The 16,732-nt window shown below is 43.6% G+C and carries 11 protein-coding genes; 8 read left to right on the forward strand and 3 right to left on the reverse strand.

The features are described from left to right. The first annotated feature begins 103 nt into the window (after positions 1-103). Both GTQ43_RS03135 and GTQ43_RS03140 read left to right on the forward strand, forming a co-directional pair. Positions 104-4,003, forward strand: a complete 3,900-nt coding sequence (locus GTQ43_RS03135; protein ID WP_265270617.1) for a DUF4912 domain-containing protein — start codon at positions 104-106, stop codon at positions 4,001-4,003. Positions 4,004-4,353: 350 nt separating this feature from the next. Further along, positions 4,354-5,091 (forward strand): phospholipase D-like domain-containing protein, encoded by a 738-nt coding sequence (locus tag GTQ43_RS03140; RefSeq protein ID WP_265270619.1) that lies wholly within the window; start codon positions 4,354-4,356, stop codon positions 5,089-5,091. A 1-nt stretch (position 5,092) separates the two neighbouring features. On the opposite strand, the gene GTQ43_RS03145 is transcribed toward GTQ43_RS03140, so the two are convergent. After that, complete coding sequence (locus GTQ43_RS03145; protein WP_265270621.1) at positions 5,093-5,797, reverse strand: Uma2 family endonuclease; 705 nt, start codon at positions 5,795-5,797, stop codon at positions 5,093-5,095. 283 nt (positions 5,798-6,080) lie between these two features. On the opposite strand from GTQ43_RS03145, the gene fbp reads away from it, so the two are divergent. The 4 genes from fbp to opcA all read left to right on the forward strand — a co-directional run bounded on the left by fbp (position 6,081) and on the right by opcA (position 11,759). Beyond that, positions 6,081-7,130: a class 1 fructose-bisphosphatase gene (gene fbp, locus GTQ43_RS03150; protein WP_265270623.1), complete on the forward strand. Its 1,050-nt coding sequence runs from the start codon at positions 6,081-6,083 to the stop codon at positions 7,128-7,130. 272 nt (positions 7,131-7,402) lie between these two features. Beyond that, the gene (tal, locus tag GTQ43_RS03155; protein WP_265270626.1) at positions 7,403-8,548 is read left to right on the forward strand and encodes a transaldolase; all 1,146 of its coding nucleotides are present in this window, start codon (positions 7,403-7,405) and stop codon (positions 8,546-8,548) included. A gap of 168 nt (positions 8,549-8,716) precedes the next feature. Then, entirely contained in the window at positions 8,717-10,246 is a 1,530-nt protein-coding gene (gene zwf / locus GTQ43_RS03160; RefSeq protein WP_265273654.1) for a glucose-6-phosphate dehydrogenase, read from the forward strand. Between the two features lie 154 nt (positions 10,247-10,400). After that, the gene (opcA, locus tag GTQ43_RS03165) at positions 10,401-11,759 is read left to right on the forward strand and encodes a glucose-6-phosphate dehydrogenase assembly protein OpcA (RefSeq protein ID WP_265270628.1); all 1,359 of its coding nucleotides are present in this window, start codon (positions 10,401-10,403) and stop codon (positions 11,757-11,759) included. 308 nt (positions 11,760-12,067) lie between these two features. Here opcA and GTQ43_RS03170 read toward each other — a convergent pair whose 3' ends face one another. Then, positions 12,068-12,700, reverse strand: a complete 633-nt coding sequence (locus tag GTQ43_RS03170) for a glutathione S-transferase family protein (RefSeq protein ID WP_265270630.1) — start codon at positions 12,698-12,700, stop codon at positions 12,068-12,070. 161 nt (positions 12,701-12,861) lie between these two features. Between GTQ43_RS03170 and GTQ43_RS03175 the strand changes: the two genes are divergently transcribed. Continuing rightward, on the forward strand, positions 12,862-14,238 hold the full coding sequence (locus GTQ43_RS03175) for a cobyrinate a,c-diamide synthase (RefSeq protein ID WP_265270632.1): 1,377 nt from the start codon (positions 12,862-12,864) through the stop codon (positions 14,236-14,238). 115 nt (positions 14,239-14,353) lie between these two features. Here the strand turns inward: GTQ43_RS03175 and GTQ43_RS03180 are convergent, their stop codons facing one another. Continuing rightward, the gene (locus tag GTQ43_RS03180; RefSeq protein ID WP_265270634.1) at positions 14,354-14,794 is read right to left on the reverse strand and encodes a cyclic nucleotide-binding domain-containing protein; all 441 of its coding nucleotides are present in this window, start codon (positions 14,792-14,794) and stop codon (positions 14,354-14,356) included. Positions 14,795-15,560: 766 nt separating this feature from the next. Between GTQ43_RS03180 and GTQ43_RS03185 the strand changes: the two genes are divergently transcribed. Then, positions 15,561-16,235 carry a cadmium resistance transporter gene (locus GTQ43_RS03185; protein ID WP_265270637.1) on the forward strand — a complete coding sequence of 225 codons (675 nt, stop codon included), beginning with the start codon at positions 15,561-15,563 and terminating at the stop codon, positions 16,233-16,235. Positions 16,236-16,732 lie beyond the last annotated feature (497 nt).

The following is a 16,732-nucleotide window of genomic DNA, read 5'->3' on the forward strand; positions in this document are numbered from 1 at the left end:
AAGATAACTCAGATGTATAATTAGCGCGTCTCCTCCATAATCTTTAACCAGATTGTGACTTAAGACTAGCAGGGTTTCTATTTTTTACTTTAATAAAGGGCATATGTGGCAACAAGAAAAAAAAGATAATTCGATAGTCAGGCTGGTATTATGGGTTGCTTTAGCTACGACCCCCATAGCATCAACTCTGCTGGTATCAGCACCAATGCTGGCACAATCTAAACCTGAAACTTCCCCTTTTGTACTGCCAAAAACATTGCAGAATGGATCGACGCTACGAATTGATGGTTCTAGTACCTTGGGTGCAATTAACCAAAGTCTGAAGGAAAATTTTGAAAAACAGTTTGCTGGTACAAAAATTGAAGTTGCTGCTAATGGCACCGAGACGGCACTCAAAGAGTTGCTAGATGGCAAAATCGATATAGTCGCAATGGGACGTGGGTTGACACCAGCCGAAAAAGCCCAAGGATTAGAGCAAGTTCGCTTGCACCGTGAGAAGATTGCGATCGTGGTTGGTAGAGATAATCCTTTCAAAGGAAGCTTAACCAATAAACAATTTGCCCGAATTTTCCGGGGACAAATTACCAATTGGTCACAAGTGGGTGGGACTCCAGGAAAGATTCGGTTAATCGATCGCCCGAACACAAGTGAGACTCGCAATACTTTTCGCACTTATCCAGCCTTCAAGACTGGTGAATTTGCGACAGGGCCCAATGCTACCCAAGTAACTGACGATAATACCGCAGAAATTATCAAACAACTGGGCAAAGACGGTATTACCTATGTGTTAGCTAATCAGGTGTCGAAACTGCCAGGTGTGCGAGTTCTGCAAGTAAATCAAACCTTGCCAGATAATACAAGATATCCCTTCTCGCAACCTTTAGTTTACGCTTACAAAAAAAATCCTAGCTCAACAGCGGTAGATTTTCTTGGCTTTGCCCTTGCACCCCCAGGACAGCAAGCTATAGAAAAAGGTAGAGCGGCTGAAGCAGCTGCTTTCGCAGCCAACGGATCGCCAAAGGCTTTCACCTCTTCCCCCAGTACCCAGACAACACCTGCCGCTACGTCTTCCCCTAATGCCACTGCTTCTGCATTTGGCGAACAGCCCTTTGTCGCGGCTCCAAAAACACAAAGCAGTCCAATTGTCAACAAAGAAGCACCGATTTGGTTGCTGCTACCTTTGTTTTTTACTACTGTCGGTGGAGCATTGCTATGGTGGATTCTCGGAAAACGCACATCGGCTACTGATAAAACAGACAACTTATCAGAATCAAATCCTCGTCCACCCAGCCCAGAAGATGGAGAAACAGCAGTCCTCAACGCCAGTACAGCTGCCTCAGTTAATGGAACGATGCTTGAAGAGCAGCCAGGATCGCACTTTCAAGAGCAAGAAACCCCCGATCGCACTCCTTTCAACATCTATGCTCAAACACAATCCGAACTGACGGAAAACGGTACTCAAGGGACATCAAATTTAGTCCAAGAGGGCACTAATGGCACTTCTAACCACTACGAAAGCACAACCTCTAGCGGAGCAAATGGATCGGGAGCCGCAGCTTTAACTGGCGGTGCAGCCTTAGCAACCGGCATCGGGGCAGCTACTTGGTCAGCCTTTAACAACAAAGAGACAGAGGCAACTGATGAGACAGTTGAGTTAAATAATTATTCGGAGACAAATCCGCCCGATTCCGATCGGAGTGCATGGGACATAGAAGCCCCAGCAGCTGTAGTAAATACTTCATATCCTCACCTGGCTAATATTCCAGAAGAGGTATCTGGTGTGGAACTTTCTTCATCTGAGGTAATAGCCCCACTCGCAGAATTCCCAGATGTGTCGGAAGCAACATCTGATTTTGGATATTGGGACACAGAAATTGGTGAAGAGCAGATAGATGAGGAACTCCAGGCAGAATTGAACTGGCTAGAGAGTATTACCTCAACTGAAGATACAACTTCAGTCGATGAATTCCCTTTGCCAGAATTCGGCGAAGCGGAACCATCAGCGACAGAAGCATCCTCACTGCTCAACTTACCAGAATCGCCAGAAGATGTAGATGTCTTCAATGTGGTAGCAGATGCAGCCGAACCGATCGCAGAGCCGACTGTTAAGGAAGGTGTTGCTGAAACTGACTCCACAAATTTTGTAGGCGTTGCAGCTTTAGCAGCAGGTGCAGGGATTGGAGCCTTGGCTACAACTTTAGCATCCGATAGCCAAGGGCAAGTTAATACTCCGGCTGAAAATGTGCCAGTAAATGCCGAAGAAGAGAGCAGTGTTTTGCTCACACCGCATACTTCTACATTGGCTCATGTATCCTGGGAGATATCCGAAACCAAAAAAGCTGCACTACGTCAACAAGGCGGCTCTCAATTGGTAGTGCGGCTCTATGATGTGACTGGCATTGACTTGAGTTATCAAAGTCCCCACCTTGTCAAGCAGTATCAATCTGAAGAGACAGCACACGATCGCCTGTTAGAAATTCCCGTTAGCGATCGCGATTACATCGCTGAAATCGGTTATCTCGCTGATGGCAATCACTGGTTATTAATTGCCCGTTCAGGAATTGTGCGTTTCTTCAGTCCCGTGCATCCAGATCCCATAGTTGATGGCGAGCAAACAGATATTCACTTGGGAGATGGCGAAGATGAGAGTAGTATTGTCCTCACACCCCATACTTCTATATTAGGTCATGTATCTTGGGAAATTTCCGAAACCAAGAAAGCAGCACTGCATCAACAGGGCGGCTCTCACTTGATAGTGCGGCTCTATGATACCACTGGCATTGACTTGAGTTATCAAACTCCCCAATTAGTCAAACAGTACGAATGTGAAGAGACAGCAGACGACGGACTAGTAGATATTCCCGTCAGCGATCGCGATTACATCGCCGAAATTGGTTATCTTGCTGATGGCGATCGCTGGTTATTTATCGCCCGCTCAGGAATTGTGCGTTTCTTCAGTCCAGTGCATCCAGATCCCATAGTTGATAGCGAGCAACCAGATATTCACTTGGGAGATGCCCAAGAAGAGATCGCTGAAGATCAGAGCAGTATTATCCTCACACCTCGCACTTATCAATGGGCTGATGTCTCTTGGGAGATATCCGAAACCAAGAAAGCAGCACTGCAACAACAGGGCGGTTCTCACTTAGTAGTGCGACTGTATGATGCAACAGGGATTGACTTGAGTTATCAAAATCCCCAGTTTGTGCAGCAGTATGAATGCGACGAGACAGCACGCGATCGCTTTGTAGAAATTCCCATCAGCGATCGCGATTACATAGCAGAAATTGGCTATGTCGCTGATGGCGATCGCTGGTTATTTATTGCCCGTTCTGCGATCGCTCATATCTTTAGTCCTGTCCCTACAGATTCTCCCGTGGAAGAGGTAGCTTTAGCAAGGGAACCAGCTATTAATTTAGTAGATGAAGAAGAAAAGAGCAGTGAAGAAGAGAGCAGTATTTCCCTCACACCCCGTACTCCCAAATGGGCTTATGTCTCTTGGCACATTTCCCAGACACAGAACCAAGCACTGCAACAACAAGGTGGCTCTCAATTAGTAGTGCGGCTTTATGATGTAACTGGCATTGACTTGAGTTATCAAAATCCCCAACTGATCCAGCAGTATGAATGTGAAGAAGTAACCCGCGATCGCTTTGTGGCCATTCCCGTGAGCGATCGTGATTATATGGTTGAAATTGGCTATGTTGCAGATAGCGATCGTTGGTTACTCCTCGCCCGTTCGCCTAATGTTCGCGTTTTCAGTCGTTCCCATGAAGATTTTTGGTTTGTCGCAGATGCTGAGTTGATTATTCACGGAGCAACCCAACCAAATACAAACGTCAACATTGGCGGACATCCCATCAAAATCAAACCCGATGGTACTTTCCATCTCCGTCTTCCTTTTTCAGATGGTTTAATGGACTATCTGATCACGGTAGCTGCTAATGGCGAATCCACTAAAACTATCTATAAGAAGTTCTCTCAGGAAACTTCAGAAAGCTAGTTCCATAATCAAATTCAATTACACTCTTTTGGGGTGGGTAAGATGCCATTGGTGTCAAGTTAACGTGAAACCTATGTAAAAACTGGATATTGAGTTCACTCACTTCCCATCACGATCCGCGTTACCCCACCCTAACCCTCCCCTTATAAAGGGGAGGGAACCGGAAATATCATTTCCCCCCTTTATAAGGGGGGATTAAGGGGGGTAAAACGGCTGTGGGACAAAGCTTTGAGCTTAAGTTGACACCAGTGGCAAGATGTCCACCCTAATCATGCAGCTATAGGCAAATAGAATTCGCGCATCGTATCGTAGAAAGCATTATTACGAATTACGAATTACGAATTAAATTAATGCCCCGCATCTTTGACAACATTAATTTACAACTCCTACCAATCTTGAGGGAAACTCTGAAAGTTTCCTATCGAGCAGATTTTTGTGTTGGCTACTTTAACCTCAGAGGTTGGCGAAGAATTGATGACTTAATCGAACAGTATGTTGGTGGTGAAAATGCTTGTTGTCGTTTACTAATTGGGATGCAAAGCTTACCCAGTGATGAAGTTCATGCGGCATTTAGCCTTGTTAGTGGTGATAGAAGGATTGACAATAGTGACATTGTGCGGTTTAAAAAACGCATGGCGGCAGAATTTCGTCAGCAGTTAACCATCGGTGCGCCGACTAATCAGGATGAAGCGGGATTGCGGCGGTTAAGTCATCAACTAAAAACTCAGAAAGTAATTATTAAACTGTTTTTGCGGCATTCTCTCCACGCCAAGTTATATCTTGTGCATCGAAACGATCCTAATACTCCAACTGTCGGATTCTTAGGGAGTAGTAATTTAACCCTTCCCGGACTAGCAAAACAAGGAGAGTTGAATGTTGATATTTTAGACCACGATGCTTGTAATAAACTGCAAAAGTGGTTTAGCGATCGCTGGCAAGATTATGGTTGTGTAGATATTTCTCAAGAATTAGCAGAGATTATCGATCGCAGTTGGGCAAGGGATGAGCTAGTTTTGCCTTACTACATTTACCTGAAGATAGCTTACCACTCCTTAACTGAAGCGTATTGCTACTTAACCGAGATTTAATTTAGAGGTTATTCGGGTTGATTCCCTTTTGTTGTAATCTAGCTAAAAGTTCTTGAAGCTGTTGTTGTGTTTGCTCTAATTCTTGCTGTTGCTTAAATGTTACTTCTTCCGGTGTTGAGTATCTATCACCATTTTCGTCATACCAATACAACCATTCTCGCGTGATTCTTTGGTAAGTTCCGCGATCGCGTCCAATGCCTAAACCAATTTCCGGCATCCAAACTTTATCACCTAGTTGTAAAATATATTCACCATTAACTAAACGATAAACTTCTAAACGCTGACGTTTTCGACGTAAGCGAGTTGGCGCATAAATCACATAATACAAAATGCCTAATTGGGCATAATCTATTTTCTTTTGTTCATATTCAAAATTGTAAGTTTGGGAAACAATTTCTAACGATAAGATTGGGGAAATACCATCTTCTTCCCAAAGTACATAACTAGAACGCCCATTTTCTCCAACAAAACGTTCTACACCCAAACTTAAAAACCCATCGGGGACAATGGCAGGTTTATTGGCTGTATAATAAATTCCCATATTGATCCCAAAAAACCAATCATCACGGGTTTGCCAAATAGCAGCTAATATTGCTAACAATAAGTTGGGAATTAATATTTGTAGTTCGTTATCCACAGGTGTGTCATCAGAATCCGGCAATTCTGCTGATGAAGGTAAGCACTCTAATGGATTGTAGTTGAACATAAACAGTTTTCAGTAAATTTAAACTTGATAACCAGTTGCTTAGTTACCTTTATTGCTTTGTGTAATTCCTTGACTTAAGTAAATATCGATTTTGGTGATATCTTAGACAATTTACTACGTATCTAGGCTTTGAGTGCAGGAGTCACTGAAAACTCATTTCTTTAGTTTATCTAAAGTCACATCTAAGTTCTCAAATTACCTTCCTAAGATAGAAGCAGCAACCATAAGTTGCCATACACAACTAAAACCCAATTTACAGCTAGTGGCTGCGGAGAACATAAAAATGGCTAAAACGCCAGAATCCTTAGAATCGTCTATCAATGAAATTACAGACTTAGCTCTAGATCGTGATTGTACAACCTTATCCCGTCACGTTCTCCAGCAACTTCAGAGTTTTTCGCCAGATGCCCAAGATTTAAGTGCGCTGATGAATCGCATCGCCTTGGCAGGTAAACTTATTTCTCGCCGCATGAGTCGCGCTGGTTTAATGGAAGGTGTTCTTGGTTTTACGGGGGAAGTTAATGTCCAAGGAGAATCCGTCAAAAAGATGGATGTCTACGCCAATGATGTGTTTATCTCAGTTTTTAAGCAAAGCGGCTTAGTATGTCGCCTCGCTTCTGAGGAAATGGAAAACCCCTATTACATCCCGGAAAATTGCCCTATTGGTCGCTATACCCTGTTATATGACCCAATTGATGGCTCATCCAATACTGATAATAATCTCAGCTTAGGTTCCATTTTTGCCATTCGCCAACAAGAAGGAACTGATAGCGATGGTAAAGCAACTGACCTCCTCACCAATGGACGGAAGCAACTCGCTGCCGGATACATCCTGTATGGGCCTTGCACCATGCTGGTTTATACTATTGGTAAGGGCGTTCATTCCTTTGTTCTCGATCCCAGCTTAGGAGAGTTTATTCTCACCGAAGAAAATATCCGCATTCCTAACCACGGTTCCGTTTACAGCGTGAATGAGGGTAACTTCTGGCAGTGGGAAGAATCGATTCGAGAATATATCCGCTATGTTCATCGCACAGAAGGCTACAGCGCTCGTTATAGCGGTGCAATGGTAAGCGATATCCATAGAATTTTGGTTCAAGGCGGTGTATTTCTCTACCCAGGCACAATTCAAAAACCAGAAGGGAAATTGCGCTTGCTTTATGAAACCGCTCCTCTTGCCTTTTTGATTGAGCAAGCTGGCGGTCGTGCTACTACAGGATTGGTAAATATCTTGGATGTAGTGCCGAATAAACTGCATCACCGCACACCTTTAATTATTGGTAGCAAAGAAGATGTAGCAAAGGTGGAGTCTTTTATTCAAAACGGACACTAGAAGATAATTCGTAATTCGTAGTTACTGTTACGTAAGGGTTTTAGACGTTTTATTTCTTTAGTGCTGTACTCTCATCTGCCATTAATTAAACGTTAATCATGGTGATTTAGGATTAGGGATGCAAAGTAGCAATTTTTGAAGATCAATTAAGGATTATCTCAGCTGGCCGATGCGATAAGTGATTGGCAACGCCACAATTCAAAAGTAAGCATTAATGCGTTTTGCCAACTTTACTTAGAAACATCACTATACAGGAGTGAAATAAACTAGCTATGGCTACCAATCATCTACTAGAAATTAAGCAATACGGTCAAAGTATCTGGATGGATAATTTGACCCGTGACATTATTCAATCAGGTGAACTCAAAAACATGGTTGAAAATCAAGGTATATCTGGGATTACTTCTAACCCGGCTATCTTTGAGAAAGCGATCGCTGGTAATGTTATTTATGATGCCGATATCGAAGCCGGAGTTCGGGCTGGCTTACCGACATACAAAATTTACGAATCCCTAGTTTTTGCAGATATCCGTAATGCTTGTGATATTTTACGCCCTGTTTATGAAGCCTCGGATAGACTAGATGGTTATGTGAGTATTGAAGTACCACCAACCATTGCCGATGATACTGAAGCAACAATTAAGGAAGCTCGCCGCTATTACCAAGAAATTGGACGGGAAAATGTAATGATTAAAATTCCCGGTACAAAACCTGGTTTACCAGCAGCAGAACAGGTAATAGCCGATGGGATTAATGTCAACATTACGCTGTTATTTTCTGTAGAAAGCTACGTAAACACAGCTTGGGCATATATTCGTGGCTTAGAAAAACGGGTAGCTGAAGGTAAAGACATTAGTAGAATTGCTTCAGTCGCTAGCTTCTTCCTCAGCCGAATTGATAGCAACATTGATGCCAAAATAGATGCTAAGTTGAAAAAAGGCGTTGATGATATTGCCGTGGAAGCAAAGCTAAAAGCTGTGAAAGGGAAAGTAGCGATCGCAAACGCTAAGGTAGCATACCAAGAATACAAGAAAATCATCGAGAGCGATCGCTGGCAAGCCTTGGTAGCCAAAGGGGGCACAGTCCAACGGCTACTTTGGGCTAGTACCAGTACCAAAGACCCCAACTACCGCGACGTAATGTATATCGAAGAGTTAGTTGGGCAAGATACCGTTAACACTGTACCACCAGCAACAATTAAAGCTTGTGCCGATCATTGTAACGTGAGCGATCGCTTAGAAACAGACGTAGATAACGCTTACACGCTGATCGAAAACCTCAAAGATCCCGACATCAACATCGATCTCGATACCGTCATGGATGAACTGTTAGTAGAAGGTATTGACAAATTCATCCAGCCCTTCCAGTCCTTGATGAACTCTTTAGAAGACAAGATCAAGGTATTGTCACCAGTGTAGGGAGTGGGGAGTGGGGAAGAAGCAAGGGGGCAGGGGGCAGGGAGCAGGGGAAGAAAAACTATTAGCCCAATTCTCAATGCCCAATGCCCAATTCTCAATGCCCAATTCCCAATTCCCAATTCCCAATCTCAAAAATCCAAAACCCAAAATCCAAAATCCAAAATTCCTATGGTTAGTCTGCTAGAAAATCCCTTGCGCGTTGGCCTGCAACAACAAGGGATGGCTGAACCCCAAATTATAGTTATCTTTGGCGCTTCTGGTGATCTCACCTGGCGCAAATTAGTGCCAGCCCTTTACAAATTGCGGCGAGAACGGCGCATCCCCCCAGAAACTACCATTGTTGGTGTAGCGCGTCGAGAATGGAGCCATGAATACTTCCGCGAACAAATGCAGAAGGGCATGGAAGAGGCACATCCTGATGTCGATTTAGGGGAACTCTGGCAAGACTTCTCTCAAGGACTTTTCTACAGTCCTGGGGATATAGACAACCCCGAAGGCTACCAGAAACTAAAAACCTTATTGAGTGAATTAGACGAAAAACGGGGCACGCGAGGTAATCGGATGTTCTACCTCTCCGTTGCCCCTTCATTCTTTCCTGAAGCGATTAAGCAGCTAGGAAGCGGTGGAATGCTAGAAGATCCCTACAAACATCGTCTAGTAATTGAAAAACCCTTTGGTCGGGACTTGGCTTCTGCCCAAAGTCTTAACCAAGTGGTACAAAAATATTGCAAAGAAAATCAAGTATATCGCATTGACCACTACTTGGGTAAAGAAACAGTCCAGAATTTGCTGGTGTTTCGCTTTGCCAATGCAATTTTTGAACCCTTGTGGAATCGTCAATTTGTTGACCACGTGCAAATTACCGTAGCAGAAACCGTGGGCGTAGAAGACCGTGCTGGCTACTATGAAAGCGCCGGCGCACTGCGGGATATGTTGCAAAATCACCTCATGCAACTTTACTGCTTAACGGCAATGGAAGCACCCAACGCAATGGATGCCGACAGCATCCGCACAGAAAAAGTGAAGGTACTTCGAGCTACTCGTTTAGCTGATGTTCACAATTTGGCACGGTCAGCAGTCCGTGGTCAATACAGTGCTGGCTGGATGAAGGGTGAAGCAGTGCCAGGGTATCGGACAGAACCAGGCGTTGACCCCAATTCCACCACACCAACTTATGTAGCGATGAAGTTTTTGGTAGACAACTGGCGCTGGAAAGGTGTTCCTTTCTACTTGCGGACTGGAAAGCGGATGCCGAAAAAAGTCAGTGAGATTGCCATTCACTTCCGCGAAGTTCCATCTCGGATGTTCCAATCTGCCGCCCAACAGACAAACGCCAATATTTTGACGATGCGGATTCAGCCAAATGAAGGTATTTCCCTGCGTTTTGATGTGAAAATGCCAGGTGCAGAATTCCGCACCCGTTCCGTTGATATGGACTTTAGTTATGGTTCCTTCGGCATTCAAGCAACATCCGATGCCTACGATCGCTTATTCCTTGATTGTATGATGGGCGATCAAACATTGTTCACCCGGGCAGACGAAGTAGAAGCAGCTTGGCAAGTAGTAACACCAGCCCTTTCCGTTTGGGATGCACCCGCCGATCCAAATACTATTCCCCAATACGAAGCCGGGACTTGGGAACCAGCAGAAGCAGAATTCTTAATTAACCAGGATGGCCGTCGCTGGCGCAGACTCTAAGATTTTAGATTTTAGATTTTAGATTGGGGACGGCGAAATAGGGGATGGGTAATAGAGAATATAAAAAACTATTACCACTTACTAATTACCAGTTCTTAATCCAAAATCTCAAATCTCAAATCCAAAATCCAAAATCTAAAATCCAAAACTTCTTATGCCTACCCAAACTTCTACTATTTTTTCACTTCAGGCACCAAAAGATATTTCGCTGAACGAAATAGATACGGAACTGAATCAAATTTGGCAAAGTTACGGCATTACTGGCGATGACGGTGGACTTCCCAGTGCTACTAGGGCAACAACATTTACTTTAGTGGTCTATGAACCAGAAGAAACTCAGTATTTGTTAGCTGCTTTGGGATTTTATAACGGCCCAATTGATGGGATTTTAGGGCCACAGATGGCAGCAGCGTTGCGGGAAGTGCAAAATAAAAATGGTCTGCCAGAAACCGGAACAGCAACACTAGAAACTCTCACTGTATTACGAGAAGAATTCTCTAAAGGTCAACGAAACGGATCTGGAGGACAACAGATAAATAGCGCCGCCAGCCCCAGAATTGCTGATGAGATCGCTCTCCGCAACCCCTGCCGGATCATTGCGCTATTTCCCATTGCTGGCGAAGATGAAGGAGTTAAGGCTCAAGTTTCTGCCTATTGCCCCATCCAAAAGCAATCTTCAAGCACACTTATCTGCTGCGAATACATTACTCTCAGTGGAACTGCTGCTGCTTTAGAACGCATCGGTGGCATGATTCCAGCATTGTTGATTGGTGGCTTGCCGAAGTTTCTCTGGTGGAAGGCAACACCAGACCCTAATAACGGTCTATTCAAGCGCCTAGCAGCAGTCTGCAATAATGTGATTGTAGATTCTTGCAACTTTAACGAACCAGAAAGTGATTTACTCCACCTACAAGAGTTGGTAGAAACGGGTGTACCTTTAGCTGATTTGAACTGGCGTCGTCTTGCATCATGGCAAGAATTGACAGCTGAAGCCTACGATTCTCCTAAGCGTCGCGCCGCCATCAAAGAAATTGATCGCGTTACGATTGATTATGAAAAAGGCAACCCCGCTCAAGCTTTGCTGTTTTTGGGTTGGCTGGCAAGTCGTCTGCAATGGCAGCCAGTTTCTTATCATAAGGAAACCGGTGATTATGACATCACTCGCATCCATTTTATTTCTCAAGATCAGCGACAAGTAGAAGCCGAATTAGCAGGAGTTCCGGTTGCCGATGTGGGCGATATTATTGGTGACTTGATTGCCTTGCGCCTCAGTTCAACAAATTCTGAGGCAGACTGTGGTACAGTTATCTGCTCGGAAACTGGTGGTTGTATGCGGATGGAAACACACGGCGGGGCCCAATCTGCCGGTCTGTTTCAACAGGTGACTTCACTTTCGGAACAAAAGGCGGAAGCATTGCTGAGTCAGCAGGTGCAACGCTGGGGTCGTGAGTCCCTTTTTGAAGAAAGCCTGGGAGTGACAGCGAATATTTTCAAATTGGAAACAAATAGTTAGTTTCGTCTGGAAAGAATAAAAGTTACCACAATTGCGAAAAAAAATAGAAGCCCTTCAGATTTTTGAATATTTCAATCATCTGGAGGGTTTTTCTATTAGACATCTGGTGAAAAAGAATGTGGAGACGCAATACGGTTCGGTTAAGGTTTTTTGATGGAAATTCTAGAGCGTCAAGACGAAAAAATGATTATTGTAGAGACGGCGATTCATCGCGTCTCTTGCTTTAACCGAACAAAGACGCGATAAATCGCCGTCTCCACAAGGGTTGTGGATAACGCATATTTAATTTCTGGAGATGTCGCGACTCGTTAAAAGGATACGTCGTATGTGCCTCCGCGCTCAAGCGCACGTTTGTAAGCAGGTCGCCCATGAATGCGATCGACAAATTCTTTGAGTTTTGGCCGGTTCTCGACTTCTTGGGGGAGCGTCGCGACTACTTCCAAAGGAAAGCTCATTTGGATATCGGCGGCGGTAAATTCCTTACCTGTAAACCACGTATTTTTATTTAGTTCGCCTTCTATGTAGTCAAAGTGAAGTTTAATTTGGGGCGCGACGAATCCGCTAATCACGCTGCTGTCCCCTGCCCCGAAATTATTCAATATCAGCCGCATTACCAAAGGTGGCATTGCAGAGCCTTCGGCGTAATGCAGCCAATACTTGTAGCGCAAATACTCAGGCGTACCGGATGCTGGGACTAGCTGACCATTTCCGTAGCGATCGACGAGGTATTCGATAATCGCGCCCGACTCAGCGATCGCCAAGTCTCCATCTGTAATTACTGGTGATTTACCGAGTGGATGGACTTGACGCAGCGATTCTGGTGCAAGCATCGTCTTGGCATCGCGTTCATAGAACTTGATTTCGTATTCGATACCTAATTCTTCTAGCAACCACAGTACACGCTGCGATCGCGAGTTGTTCAGATGATGCACAATTATCATAAAACGTTCCTCTTTTGGTAACTTATTACTATCTGATATCGGCTAATCTCCAAATATATTATTAGACAGATTTTTCCAGCCTAACTCCCCTAATTGGCTAGTTTTCTTGTTTCTAATTGGTATAAGTTTGAGTTAGTTTAAAAATCTAATTTGTTTCATTTATGGCTTTAGTCATTGCCGGGGAACGTAGTGGAGTGGGCAAGACAACAGTCACTCTTACCCTTTTAGCATCTTTACGTCGTCGCGATCGCCTGGTGCAATCTTTTAAGGTAGGCCCAGACTACATCGATCCAATGTTTCATCAACACGTAACTGGTCTTCCTTGTCGCAATTTAGACCCAGTGTTAACTTCCGAAACCTACGTTCAGCAATGTTTTGCCCGTTATAGTCAACTCAGTGAATATGCTCTCGTAGAAGGGGTAATGGGTTTATTTGATGGAATTGGACATGGGCAAGAAAAGCAAAAATCAACTGATTTTGCTAGTACGGCACATATTGCACGGCTTTTAGATTTGCCTGTGGTGTTGGTAATAGATTGTAGTCGTTTATCTGGTTCTGTAGCTGCGATCGCTCACGGCTATCAATCTTTTGATCCGAGAATTAAAATAGCTGGGGTAGTATTAAATCGCGTGGGCAGCGATCGCCATCTCTCTCTCCTCAAAGATTCTCTAGAACCATTACAATTACCCATTATCGGCGTACTGCGTCGTCAAGATAACATCACAATTCCCGATCGCCATTTGGGTTTAGTTCCCACAGCAGAACTTCCCGAACTCAACGCTTTAATCGATCGCTTCGCCAATTTAGGAGATACCTGTTTCGATTGGCAACATTTATTACCCCTGTTAAAATCAAAATCCCTCCCTCATCCCCCTCATCTCCCTCATTCCCCCTCCTCTGTTAGGATTGCAGTCGCCCGCGATCGCGCTTTTAATTTCTATTACCAAGACAATCTCGATTTGCTGCAACAACTTGGCGCAGAACTGGTTTTCTGGAGTCCCTTAGAAGATGCTGGATTACCAAAAGATGTGCAGGGAATGTATTTTGGGGGAGGTTTCCCAGAAGTTTTTGCCCAGCAACTAGCAGAAAATACCAGCGTTCGTGATGGGGTAAAAACAGCAATCCTCAAAGGAATGCCGACAGTTGCTGAATGCGGCGGATTAATGTATTTATGTGAGCAAATTATCGATTTTGAGGGTAAACCTTGGCCAATGGCGGGAGTTTTACCAACATCTGCTGTCATGGGTGGGCGTTTAACTTTGGGTTATCGTCGCGCAGTAGCTTTGCAAGATAATCTCTTGGTGAAAATGGGTACAACTGTTTACGGACATGAATTTCATCGTTCCCATTTAACCTTAACTCCCAGTCAGCCCCTATTTGAAACTTCTCGCTACGATTGTGACGAAAATATGGGATGCGAGGGATGGGGTTTACCTGCAAATGTTCACGCCTCTTATGTTCATCTGCATTGGGGAGAAAGTAGAGAAATTCCCCAGCAGTTTCTTAAAGAATGTCGCAAGCTAGGATCTATAGATTAAAAAGTTAGGACTTACGCAAAAACCCTCTTAAACTCTCATTTCTCCGTGACCTCTGCGTTCTCTGTGGTTCGTTTTCCGTTACCCGTGCGTAAGTCCTAAAAGTATCAGACAACAATTAACTCCGCAAAGAGGTGACACTCATATCGTCATTCAACTTGCGAATCAGACGGGATAACTCACGAATAATATTCACCGCAATTTCAGGGGTTTCTTCGATCGCATCATACAATTGCTCTTGGGTCAGTTCCAAGAATTCGCAAGGTTCCAAAGTCGTTGCAGTGGCAGAACGAGGTTGAGTATCAAATACTGCCATCTCACCAAAGTATTTTCCTTGTTCCACCTCTGCAAGTAGTTTATTGCCAATGTGAACTTTAACCCGGCCTGACACGACAATATAGAGCGATCGCCCTTCTTCCCCTTGGCGAAAAATGGTGTAATTAGCTGGAAATGATAGTTCGTTCATCACTGAAGTGAGCCGTACAATAAAATCATCCCGCAATTCCTTAAAAATCGGGACTCGCCGGACAAATAATAAACGGTCAACACTGGTTAGCATAATTACAACTTAAACATCAAACATTACTGTAAATTTTAAACCTGAAGCCAGAGCGCAATTAGTCATATTAACCGATGTTGAACACTAGCCGCCAAGAATATCTTAAATTTGACCCACAGAAAACCACTTAATTTAGTCTGTTTTAAATCTGACTTGAAATTTTCCCCCTTTCCCCGTCGAGAAAAGGGGGGTTAGGCTTTTCCAAACGATCTAAATTGTCAACGGTTCGGTTAAAGTTCTTTGATGAAAATATATCGATCCCAAATCCGCGATAAATCGCCGTCAGAACGAAGGACTGATTCTTGTAAAGACGGCGATTTATCGCGTCTCTTGCCTTAACCGAACAGTATTGAGAGCGATCGCACTTAAACTTCTCAGATAATAACTCAGTATGAGGCGTAACCAACTACCACTCTAGGGAGAATTGGTTTTGTTACAAACCTTGCAAGCCCCACCAAGGCATACCTATAAAACTGACTGTTTATCAATCATTTTTATTTATCGTTTTAAAAAACAAGAGTATTTGCTCTTATTTGGGTACAAGCCATAATATTAACTTCATGAGCTCCCAAGGTACCTTGCTGAGAAAAAAATCACCAATTTGATTGGAGGCAATTGCATCTAAAAATTGGGGAATTGACTGATGACTAACGAACCTTAATTGGTTTTCGTTAGCGAATAGTCACAAAATCTTCCAAACTGTCCTCACAGCCAGGTGCAGAGAAGGACTAGGACAAACAGCATTGAATTATCGCGAGCAACAATTATGACTTGGTTAATTAGTACATTAATTATTGGGATATCTGCCGCTTTTGCAACCACCTTTGACGATAATTTATACTTGACAGCTTTCTTCGGAAAAGTCAATCGCAGTTTTCGTCCTAAGCATATTGTTCTTGGTGAATTTCTTGGATTCACTGCGTTAGTTTTTGCTAGTCTTCCTGGTTTCTTCGGCGGTCTCGTTATTCCCACCACCTGGATTGGATTACTAGGTTTACTTCCCGTCGCTATTGGTATCAGTAATCTCATCAGCCGAGAACAGGAAGTTGAGACAGTACAAGCTGTGTCAGTTGACTTAACCCCTCCGGTCAAATCTGAACGCCAGAAAAAATCATTATTGGCAACCATCCGCGATCCTCAAACATACCGCGTTTCGGCAGTAACTGTTGCCAATGGAGGAAACAACATTGGAATCTATGTACCATTGTTTGCTAGTAGCAATCTTCCAAGTTTAGGTGTAATTCTGTGTGTTTGCTACTTCACTGTTGGGGCGTGGTGTTTACTCTCTTACAACCTGACTCGTAACCCTCTGATGACTCCCGTTTTAACTCGCTATGGTCGAAAAATCTTCCCATTTGTCTTAATTTACCTGGGACTCTCCATCTTAATTAAAAGTGAATCATATCGACTTTTACCCAGTCTGGCAATGCTTTCTAATTAGGCATGGAGCGATGTCTACGACAAGCTACGCTTATGCAATTATAGCGATGTGATGTACACCAGTAGGGGCAATTCATGAATTGCCCCTACACCTTACCAGATGATGTCATACCACCTTTAAATGGGAACCGCTATAGCTACTAAAAAGTCTTGATGGGTACTATTTCCTTGAGATACAGCACTTTGCAAGTAAATGAAGTACTGCTTGGGGCTACGGTGAATTACCCCCTTAATCCCCCCGATATATTGGGGGGAAAAAGAAATCTAGTTCCCTCCCCTTTATAAGGGGAGGGTTAGGGTGGGGTATTTTTGTACCTCACCAACTCGCAATCTGCTGTAACCAAAAAAATCAGCTTGTAGTTTCCCATCCACAAAGATTTTTAATCACTTGAATTTATCAATCTGAATCAAAATAATATTTGATATTATCAATCAATTTATCTAAAGTAAGAATAAAGCAGATTATTGATGGCTCCTATAAAAGCAAGCCTACTACTA

It is taken from the genome of Nostoc sp. KVJ3 (assembly GCF_026127265.1).
Classification (GTDB): domain Bacteria; phylum Cyanobacteriota; class Cyanobacteriia; order Cyanobacteriales; family Nostocaceae; genus Nostoc.

What these genes read in the sequence shown, in the direction of transcription:
- GTQ43_RS03140 (WP_265270619.1), top strand. Translation starts at nt 4,354, where the DNA reads ATGCCCCGCATCTTTGACAACATTAATTTACAACTCCTACCAATCTTG.
- GTQ43_RS03175 (WP_265270632.1), top strand. Translation starts at nt 12,862, where the DNA reads ATGGCTTTAGTCATTGCCGGGGAACGTAGTGGAGTGGGCAAGACAACA.
- opcA (WP_265270628.1), top strand. Translation starts at nt 10,401, where the DNA reads ATGCCTACCCAAACTTCTACTATTTTTTCACTTCAGGCACCAAAAGAT.
- fbp (WP_265270623.1), top strand. Translation starts at nt 6,081, where the DNA reads ATGGCTAAAACGCCAGAATCCTTAGAATCGTCTATCAATGAAATTACA.
- tal (WP_265270626.1), top strand. Translation starts at nt 7,403, where the DNA reads ATGGCTACCAATCATCTACTAGAAATTAAGCAATACGGTCAAAGTATC.
- zwf (WP_265273654.1), top strand. Translation starts at nt 8,717, where the DNA reads ATGGTTAGTCTGCTAGAAAATCCCTTGCGCGTTGGCCTGCAACAACAA.
- GTQ43_RS03170 (WP_265270630.1), bottom strand. Translation starts at nt 12,700, where the DNA reads ATGATAATTGTGCATCATCTGAACAACTCGCGATCGCAGCGTGTACTG.
- GTQ43_RS03145 (WP_265270621.1), bottom strand. Translation starts at nt 5,797, where the DNA reads ATGTTCAACTACAATCCATTAGAGTGCTTACCTTCATCAGCAGAATTG.
- GTQ43_RS03180 (WP_265270634.1), bottom strand. Translation starts at nt 14,794, where the DNA reads ATGCTAACCAGTGTTGACCGTTTATTATTTGTCCGGCGAGTCCCGATT.
- GTQ43_RS03135 (WP_265270617.1), top strand. Translation starts at nt 104, where the DNA reads ATGTGGCAACAAGAAAAAAAAGATAATTCGATAGTCAGGCTGGTATTA.
- GTQ43_RS03185 (WP_265270637.1), top strand. Translation starts at nt 15,561, where the DNA reads ATGACTTGGTTAATTAGTACATTAATTATTGGGATATCTGCCGCTTTT.